An 8,788-nucleotide genomic window follows, 5' to 3' on the forward strand; every position below is an offset into this window, starting at 1 on the left:
CGACGCCTAGACCAACCCCAGGCGCGCTCCGTAACCGCAGTCGGAGTGGTCCACTCCTTACAAAGGTAGTTTCAATGAGCGGTAACAATTCCAATGACCTCGCTCAGGGGCTCAAACAACGGCATGTGACCATGCTGTCCATTGCTGGCGTCATCGGTGCTGGCCTGTTCGTAGGCTCTGGCCACGCCATCGCGGCCGCCGGCCCGGCCGTGCTGCTGGCCTATGCCGCCGCCGGTACGCTGGTGGTGCTGGTAATGCGCATGCTGGGCGAAATGGCAGTCGCCTCGCCTGACACCGGTTCGTTCTCTACTTATGCCGACCGTGCCATCGGGCGCTGGGCCGGCTTCACCATTGGCTGGCTGTACTGGTGGTTCTGGGTGCTGGTAATCCCGCTTGAGGCCAACGCCGCTGCGGCCATTCTGCATGCCTGGTTCCCTGCCGTAGACCTGTGGGCCTTCTCCCTGGTCATCACCCTGGCGCTGACCCTGACCAACCTGTGCAGCGTAAAGAACTATGGTGAGTTCGAGTTCTGGTTCGCCCTGTTGAAAGTGCTGGCCATCATCGGCTTCATTGCTGTGGGCTGCGCGGCCATGTTCGGCTTTGTGCCCAATAGCCAGGTCAGCGGTGCCAGCCACCTGTTCGACACCCAGGGCTTCATGCCGAACGGCCTGGGTGCTGTGCTGGCGGCCATGCTCACCACCATGTTCTCGTTCATGGGTACGGAAATCGTCACTATCGCCGCTGCCGAATCGAAAGACCCGGGCAAGCAGATCAGCCGCGCGACCAATTCGGTGATCTGGCGTATCTGCCTGTTCTACCTGGTGTCGATCTTCCTGGTGGTGGCTCTGGTGCCGTGGAACGACCCGGCGCTGGCCGAAACCGGTTCCTACCAGACCGTGCTCAGCCGCATCGGCGTGCCGAATGCCAAGTTGATCGTCGACATCGTGGTGCTGGTTGCGGTGACCAGTTGCCTGAACTCGGCGCTGTACACCTCTTCGCGCATGCTGTTCTCGCTGAGCAAGCGCGGTGATGCCCCGGCTGTTGCCCAGCGCACCACCAAGGCCGCTACGCCGCATGTGGCGGTATTGCTGTCCACGGCTGCAGCGTTCCTGTGCGTGTTCGCCAACTTCGTGGCCCCGGCCCAGGTGTTCGAGTTCCTGCTGGCAAGTTCGGGTGCGATTGCGCTGCTGGTGTACTTGGTGATTGCCGTGTCGCAACTGCGCATGCGCGCACAGCGTGAGGCCCGTGGGGAGAAGATCACCTTCAAGATGTGGCTGTTCCCGGGCCTGACCTGGGCGACCATTGCCTTCATCGTGGCGATTCTGGTGGTGATGGCCCTGCGCGAGGACCACCGTGCCGAGATTATCGCAACGGCGCTGCTGAGCATTGGTGTGGTGGCGGCTGGCTTGCTGGTGCACCGCAAGCGTGAAGCTGCCGGGCGGGTGGCGCTGGATAACTGATCCACGCTGGCTGCACTGAAAAGGCCGCGTCCTGAGAGGGGGCGCGGCCTTTTTTGTTGCCTGGGCCGGCCCTTTCGCGGGCATGCCCGCTCCCACAGGGGCGGCGTTGCCTTCGAGCTTGTGCTTGACCTGTGGGAGCGGGCGAGCCCGCGAAGAGGCCGGTACAGGCTACATGGCCCTGTCAACCAAACTGTTTTTGCTGCTGCTTGGCCACCAGCTCGGAGGCCGCTACATAGGCCGCCTGGAACTCATCGCTCTCCAGCCAGGCCATGGTCGCCTCTTCATCGGCGCCGTCGAGCCACGCGCGGTAGGCGGTGAACACCAGCACGATATAGTCGGTGGCGTGTTCTTCCTTGTGCCCCTTGAGAACCAGCGCCAGAAGCGGGTCTACCAGGAATACCGAAATCATCGGCACCAGGCCGCCGCTCTCCTGTGCTTCCTTCATTTTGGTGAACATGGCGTCGTAGCTGCCCGACTCCATCGCCTTGTTGTACACCTGCTCGACGCTGGCGCTGTCACCGGCACTGGCCTTGACCGCCTGCCCGCTGCGTACCATGCGGTTCTGCTTGGCCTTGCTGGCGGCACGCTTGGCGCGTTTTTGTTGCTTGGTAGGGGTGGCCATGAGGGCTTGAATCCTTGGGTGTGTTCGGTAGGTGCGCGTATTGAAGCGCAGTTGCCCAGGAAACCCAAGTGCAGCTGCGGGAGGGGGCAGGGCAGGACCCCCCGCACAAACAGTTTGAAACAGCTACACATTGTCTGTAGTGTGAACTGTGGTTTACATTTCCTTCATGCATACATTAATCCAGACCGAAACCTACCGAAGGTGGTTCGTAGCACTGCGGGATCCGCGGGCGAAAGCTCGCATAAACGCCCGGTTGCGGTGGTTGGAGCTCGGAGTGAAGGGTGACTGTAAGCCAGTTGCTGAGGGGTGTCCGAGCTTCGGGTCGATTATGGTCCGGGCTATCGGGTGTATTTCGTTCAGCGAGGTTATGAAGTGATCATCCTTCTGGCAGGTGGCGACAAATCTAGCCAAGCCAGGGATATCAAATCTGCGCTCAAGCTGGCTCGTGACCTCTAGGAGACCATCATGACAAACATCAAACTGACCAAATGGGACGCTGTGGACCATTTGAAAACTGAAGAGGACATGGCCTTGTACCTTGAGGCCTGTCTGGAGGAAAACGACCCTGCACTGCTCGCTGCTGCCTTGGGTGATATCGCTCGCGCTCGTGGTATGGCTCAGTTGGCACGTGATACTGGGCTCACGCGGGAAGGGTTGTACAAGGCCTTGTCTGCTGAAGGTAATCCGAGCCTGGCGACCATCATGAAGGTAATGGCGGCGCTTGGCGTTCGGCTCCATGCCGAAGTGCTGCCACGTTCAGTGGGGTAAAGCTTATGGGGCCTTGGCGGCGAAATGCTTTAGCTGCCAAAGCTTGAGCAAAAACCGCAGACAACAAAAAACCCGCACTTGGCGGGTTTCTTGTTGTCGCTTCGGGTAACTTTGCAACCACCAGAAGCTTGAAGGTGGTGCCCAGAGACGGAGTCGAACCGCCGACACGAGGATTTTCAATCCTCTGCTCTACCGACTGAGCTATCTGGGCGACGAGGTGAATTAAATAGATTTTCTCCCGGGCCGTCAACGACTTTTTAAAAAAATTTTAAATTAATTCCGTCGCTTACGGTTCGTGGGGTCATTCCGAGGGTGGCACGTAGCCTTCCGCCTGGGCGTATTCCTCACCGGCGAAAAACTTGTCCATTTCAGCCTGGAGGAATTTGCGGTCCTCGGCGTTCATCATGTTCAGGCGCTTCTCGTTGATCAGCATGGTCTGGTGCTTCTGCCAGTCGGCCCAGGCTTTCTGCGAGATGTGTTCGAAGATGTCCTGGCCCTTGGCGCCGGGGTAGGGCGGGCGTTCCAGGCCTGGCAGTTCTTCTTGGTATTTGCGGCACATCACGGTGCGGGTCATCAGGCATCTCCTGCAATCAGTTCGTCGGCCGCGCGCTTAAGCAGTTTTTTCACCGGGGCGGCAAGGCCCAGGCGCGGCGGGGTGGCGAGGTTATACCAGAGCCAGTCAGCCTCGGCCACGTGCTCGCCAAGCGGCGCGACACGTACCAGCCAGGGCTCGATCGCCAGCTGGAAGTGGCTGAAGGTGTGGGTCAGGCCATCCATGGCCTGGCTGCCGGCCAGGCGCAAACCGTGCTGGTAGGCCAGGTCGTCGAGTTGGGCGATGTCGTCCAGCTCTGGCAGGCTCCACAAGCCACCCCACAGGCCGCTGGACGGGCGCCGATAAAGCAGAATGGCGCCCTCGTGGTTGGCCAGCAGTGGCATCAGCGTGCGGCGCTGTGGCAGCGCCTTGCGGGGTTTGGGTTCGGGGTAGCGGGTTTCTTCACCGTGCAGGTGGGCTTCGCAGCCACGTTGCAGCGGGCAGATCAGGCAACTGGGCTTGCTGCGCGTGCACAGCGTGGCACCCATGTCCATCATGGCCTGGGTGTAGTGGTTGGCGCGCTGCTGCGGGGTAAAACGCTCGGCCGTGGCCCACAGCTGGTTGGCCACCTTCGGTTCGCCCGGGTAGCCGCCCTGGGCGGTGAAGCGGGCCAGCACGCGCTTGACGTTGCCGTCGAGGATCGGCGCGCGGATGCCCATGCTGATGCTGGCGATGGCACCGGCCGTGGAGCGGCCGATACCGGGCAGCTCGGTGAGCTGCTCGACACTGCGTGGGAACTCGCCACCATGTTGCGCCACGACGATCTTCGCGGCTTTTTGCAGGTTGCGGGCGCGGGTGTAGTAACCCAGCCCGGTCCACAGGTGCAGCACTTCGTCTTCGGGCGCTTCTGCCAGCGCCTGCACGGTCGGCAGCGCCTGCATGAAGCGGTCGAAGTAGTTCAGTACGGTGCTGACCTGGGTTTGCTGCAACATGATTTCCGACACCCACACCCGGTACGGGGTTATGCCCTGTTGCCAGGGCAGGTCGTGGCGGCCGTGTTTGTCGTACCAGTCCAGCACAGCGCTGGAGAACTGCTCGGGGGTCATCGCTTGAACAGCCCCTTGAGCGCGTCTTTCAATTCCGGGCTCACTTTGTCTCCGAGTTTTTCATCGAGTTTTTCGTCGATCTTGTCTTTGAGGCGGTCACCGGCCAGCTTGGCTGCGACCTTGCCCAGGCCGTTCTGGTCCAGGCGGCAGGCCTTGGCGCCCAGCTCCAGCGGGCCGCGGCAATGCAGCGGTACTTCAACCCCCACGTAGCGCTCGTTGACCTGGCAGGCCGGGTCCGGCATGGCACGCTGGTCGCCTTCTACGATCACGCCGATGTTGTAGTCCATACCCAGTACACGCAGGTCGAGGTCGCCATGGCCGTTCACGGTCAGGCCCGGGATGCGTGCCTTGAGGTCCGGGTTGCTGGCAACGCCATTGCGCACCACCAGGCTGCCACGCAGTTCCTGGAACGGGGTGTCCTTGCCGCGTGGCTCGCCGGTGAGGGTTTTGCGGTTGAGGGTGGCGATGGCCTGGCACAGTTGCTGCTCAAGGTTGGCATTGACCAGCACACCGTCGTTGATGGTGAAGTTTGCACTGCCATTGAGCGTGTCTACCAGTGCCTTCTGGCTGTTGCCGGTGGCGGTCAGATCACTGGTCAGGGTCAGCAGGCCCTTGACCGGTGGTGCCTGCTCCTTGCCGTCGGCCTTGATGAAGTGCTCCACCGGCACCCGTTGGATGCGGGTGCTGACCCCCAGTTGTGGCACGGCAGGGCGCACATCGACCGTGCCCTTGGCGTCGAAGGTGCCGTTATACAGGCCGCCGCGCAGGGTTTGCAGGGTCAAAAGGCCGCCCTGGCCGCTGGCCTTGAGCTGGGCGTCGACGATCGGCAGTTTGTCGAGGGTCAGCGAGCCAAAGGCCAGCTCGGCCTGCAGGTCCAGCGTACGCAGGCGGTCGACCGGCAGCAGCTTGTCATCGCTCCAGGCCACCTGGGTCGGTGCGTTGGGCAGCGGTGTGGTGCCGGCACCGGCAACCGCGCTGGCTTCCTGTTGCTTGACCTCGGCCTGGCGCGCCGCCGTGGCGCCTTTGGCTTGTTCGCTCTTGGCTGGCAGGTAGCGGTCGGCGTCGAAGCTGTCGCCTTTCAGCTGCAGGCGCAGGGCTTGCTTGGCGAAGTCTTCGATGGCGACGCGGCCGCTGAACGAGCTGTCGTCCAGCTTCACCGCCAGGTCATCCAGGCTCAGGCTGCTGGGTGTGCCTTGCAGGCGGGTCACCAGCTCCAGCTTGCCGAAGGCTGCCGGGTCGTTGGTTGCCGGCAGCGGGTGGCCGATGCCGTCCAGGAAGGTGCGCAGGTCGAACTGGGCAATGGACAGGCCGCCGCTCAACTGGGGGGTCTTGTCCAGGTCGCGCAGGTTCAGTTCACCCAGGGCGCGCAGTTGGTTGGCCGAGACTTTCAGGCCGTTCCAGGACGCGACGTTGGCGGCCATGTCGACCAGCAGCTGGCCCTGGGCAACGAAGGCCACCGTTTTGCCGCCGGTCGGTTCACCCGAAGTTTCGCCCGACAGGCGCATGTCCTCGAAGTTGTAGCGCTTGAGCTTGCGGTCGAAGCGCAGTTCGCCGGCCAGCTCGGTGCGGGCTTTGATATTCGGCTGGTTGGCACTGACAAAAGCACTGGCCTTTAGCGGGATGTTCGCGCCTTCATGCACGGGGCCGGTGCTCAGCTGGATGCTTTCGGCGCTGTAGCTCTGGCCGGTCTTGGCGTCGGTGTACTGCACCCGGGCGTTGTTGACGGTCAGGCTGTCGATGTCCAGCTTGACAGGGCGTTCGTTGCCGTCGGCGGCCGCGGGTTTCTGCTCGGAGGAGGCCTGGGCCTGGGCCGGTGCGTCGGTGGCAGTGCCAGGCTGCGCAGGCAGCGGCTTGCCAATGTCTTCCCAGTTGCCATGGCCTTGTTCGTCACGGGCCAGGGTCAGGTTCAGGCCCTCGACGCGCACGTCGCTCATTTGCACCTCGCGGCGCAGCAGCGGCAGTACCCGTACCGACAAGCCGAGCATCTGCAGGTCGGCGAACGGCTCTTTGGGTTTGGCCAAGGTGGCGATGCTGGCCTCGTGCAGCTCCAGGCCCAGCCATGGGAACAGGCTCCAGCCGATATCACCGTTGAGGGTCAGTTCGACATGTGCCTTGTCGCGCGCCAGTTGGCGAATCTCGTCTTTATAGTCGTTGGGATCGAATAGGTGGGTCAGGGCGAAGCCCAGCGCCACGATGATCAGCAGCAACCCGAGAAGCCCCAGTCCCAGGATTTTGCCGAACGCTTTCATGGGCGAATCCTTGTAGTCCGATTTTGAAATTCAAGCGGCTGAGTATAGCGCCGCCATGGATATCCCTGCGTATTCGACCAGAGATGCAGGATATTTCCTACGCTTTTAGTCGGTAGTACGGCTTCAAAAGGGGGACATGATCGATTCAGCCAAGCAAAAAAAACACGATATCAGATTGCTTTCACGCGACTCGATCCTGCTAACCTTGCGCCGCTTTGCCTGCCCTCACCCTATAAGAAAAGGATCACGTTCATGACCAGTACCGTCACGACGGGCGCCCCGGCGAGTACGCCAGGCTTTCTGTCGAAGGAGCGCATCATCGCCCGCCCGGGCTTCAACCGTTGGCTGGTTCCGCCAGCTGCCCTGGCCATTCACCTGTGTATCGGCATGGCCTATGGCTTCTCGGTGTTCTGGCTGCCACTGTCGCAAGCCCTGGGTATCACCGCCCCAGTGGCGTGCGCGGCCGACATGGGCTTCGTGGCCCGCCTGTTCAGCGCCGAATGCGACTGGCCGATTTCCATGCTGAGCTGGATCTACACCCTGTTCTTCGTCTTCCTGGGCTGCTCGGCGGCCGTGCTGGGTGGCTGGCTGGAGCACGCCGGCCCACGCAAGGCCGGCCTGGTATCGGCGCTGTGCTGGTGTGGCGGCATGCTGATTTCGGCCATTGGGGTCAAAACCCACCAACTGTGGCTGATGTGGCTGGGTTCTGGAGTTATCGGCGGTATCGGCCTGGGGCTGGGGTATATCTCGCCGGTGTCGACCCTGATCAAATGGTTCCCGGACAAGCGCGGCATGGCCACCGGCATGGCCATCATGGGCTTTGGCGGCGGCGCCATGGTCGGTGCGCCACTGGCCACCGCACTGATGGGCCACTTTGGCAACGCGCAGGAAGTGGGGGTGTGGCAGAGCTTCGTTGCCATGGCGGCGATCTACTTCGTGTTCATGACTGCTGGCGCCCTGGCCTACCGCGTGCCGCCCACCGGCTGGAAGCCTGAAGGCTGGACTGCGCCGCTGAAAAAAGCCGGCAACACCATGGTCACCGACCGCCACGTGCACGTCAGCGTGGCGTGGAAAACCCCGCAATTTGCGCTGATCTGGCTGGTGCTGTGCCTGAACGTGTCTGCAGGCATCGGTATCATCGGCATGGCTTCGCCGCTGCTGCAGGAAGTGTTCGCTGGCAAGCTGCTGGGCAACGAGCTGACCTTCAGCGAGCTGAACGCCGCGCAGCTGGCGCAGATCGCCGCGATCGCCGCCGGCTTCACCGGCCTGCTGAGCCTGTTCAACATCGGTGGCCGGTTCTTCTGGGCATCGTTCTCCGACTATATCGGGCGCAAGAACACCTACTTCGCTTTCTTTGCCTTGGGCGTGGGCTTGTACAGCCTGGTGCCGAACATGGGCCACCTGGGCAATGTGGCGCTGTTCGTGGCGGCGTTCTGCATCATCCTGTCGATGTATGGCGGTGGCTTCGCCACGGTGCCGGCGTACCTGGCCGACCTGTTCGGTACGCAGATGGTCGGTGCCATTCATGGGCGCCTGCTGACCGCCTGGGCGGCTGCAGGGGTGCTGGGGCCGGTGCTGATCACCTACCTGCGCGAGTCGCAGCTGGCAGCCGGGGTAGAGCGCGCGGCAGCCTATGACATGACGCTGTATATCCTTGCCGGGCTGCTGGTGCTGGGCTTTATCTGCAACATGCTGGTTCGGCCGGTTGCCGACAAGCACTTCATGAGCGATGCCGAGCTGGCGGCCGAGCGGGCGTTGAGCCATGACAAGGGCGCCGATGGCGCACGCTCGCTGGAGTGGAAAGCCGCGCCGGGTAGCCTGCCACTGGTGCTGTTGGCCTGGGCAGTGGTGGTTGTACCGTTGGCCTGGGGGGTGTGGATTACCCTGCAGAAGACGGCGGTACTGTTCCATTGATGAGTGGTACAGCCGGCTGAATTTGCCGGCTGTACCGGCCCTATCGCCGGCAAGCCAGCACCCACGGGGATCGCATCAGGGCTGACAGGTGTTTGCCACAAGGTATGCAGCGCCTGTTAGAGCGAGCGCCGCCCGCG

The 8,788-nt window shown here is 62.5% G+C and carries 7 protein-coding genes, 1 tRNA gene and 1 pseudogene; 4 read left to right on the top strand and 5 right to left on the bottom strand.

Annotation, left to right across the window (positions count from 1 at the left end; all coding sequences use genetic code 11):
* Positions 1 to 74: 74 nt before the first annotated feature.
* The gene (gabP, locus tag EGJ22_RS10625; RefSeq protein ID WP_029887657.1) at positions 75 to 1,460 is read left to right on the top strand and encodes a GABA permease; all 1,386 of its coding nucleotides are present in this window, start codon (positions 75 to 77) and stop codon (positions 1,458 to 1,460) included.
* A 181-nt stretch (positions 1,461 to 1,641) separates the two neighbouring features.
* On the opposite strand, the gene EGJ22_RS10630 is transcribed toward gabP, so the two are convergent.
* Positions 1,642 to 2,082 (bottom strand): hypothetical protein, encoded by a 441-nt coding sequence (locus EGJ22_RS10630; protein WP_009682874.1) that lies wholly within the window; start codon positions 2,080 to 2,082, stop codon positions 1,642 to 1,644.
* A gap of 166 nt (positions 2,083 to 2,248) precedes the next feature.
* Here EGJ22_RS10630 and EGJ22_RS10635 point away from each other — a divergent pair.
* Both EGJ22_RS10635 and EGJ22_RS10640 read left to right on the top strand, forming a co-directional pair.
* Positions 2,249 to 2,538: pseudogene (locus tag EGJ22_RS10635) on the top strand (type II toxin-antitoxin system RelE/ParE family toxin).
* 9 nt (positions 2,539 to 2,547) lie between these two features.
* The gene (locus EGJ22_RS10640; protein ID WP_029887656.1) at positions 2,548 to 2,850 is read left to right on the top strand and encodes an addiction module antidote protein; all 303 of its coding nucleotides are present in this window, start codon (positions 2,548 to 2,550) and stop codon (positions 2,848 to 2,850) included.
* A gap of 135 nt (positions 2,851 to 2,985) precedes the next feature.
* Here the strand turns inward: EGJ22_RS10640 and EGJ22_RS10645 are convergent.
* The 4 genes from EGJ22_RS10645 to EGJ22_RS10660 all read right to left on the bottom strand — a co-directional run bounded on the left by EGJ22_RS10645 (position 2,986) and on the right by EGJ22_RS10660 (position 6,737).
* Positions 2,986 to 3,061: transfer RNA gene (locus tag EGJ22_RS10645), tRNA-Phe, on the bottom strand.
* A 90-nt stretch (positions 3,062 to 3,151) separates the two neighbouring features.
* Positions 3,152 to 3,424: an oxidative damage protection protein gene (locus EGJ22_RS10650; protein WP_009682876.1), complete on the bottom strand. Its 273-nt coding sequence runs from the start codon at positions 3,422 to 3,424 to the stop codon at positions 3,152 to 3,154.
* Positions 3,424 to 4,488: an A/G-specific adenine glycosylase gene (mutY, locus tag EGJ22_RS10655; RefSeq protein ID WP_029887655.1), complete on the bottom strand. Its 1,065-nt coding sequence runs from the start codon at positions 4,486 to 4,488 to the stop codon at positions 3,424 to 3,426. Before mutY ends, EGJ22_RS10650 begins: the two co-directional genes overlap by 1 nt.
* Complete coding sequence (locus EGJ22_RS10660) at positions 4,485 to 6,737, bottom strand: AsmA family protein (RefSeq protein ID WP_029887654.1); 2,253 nt, start codon at positions 6,735 to 6,737, stop codon at positions 4,485 to 4,487. The genes mutY and EGJ22_RS10660 overlap by 4 nt, the downstream gene beginning before the upstream one ends.
* 252 nt (positions 6,738 to 6,989) lie before the next feature.
* Here EGJ22_RS10660 and EGJ22_RS10665 point away from each other — a divergent pair, with 252 nt between their 5' ends.
* Positions 6,990 to 8,651: an OFA family MFS transporter gene (locus tag EGJ22_RS10665; RefSeq protein ID WP_047150101.1), complete on the top strand. Its 1,662-nt coding sequence runs from the start codon at positions 6,990 to 6,992 to the stop codon at positions 8,649 to 8,651.
* Positions 8,652 to 8,788 lie beyond the last annotated feature (137 nt).

Source organism: Pseudomonas sp. p99-361, assembly GCF_003935475.1.
GTDB lineage: Bacteria > Pseudomonadota > Gammaproteobacteria > Pseudomonadales > Pseudomonadaceae > Aquipseudomonas > Aquipseudomonas juntendi.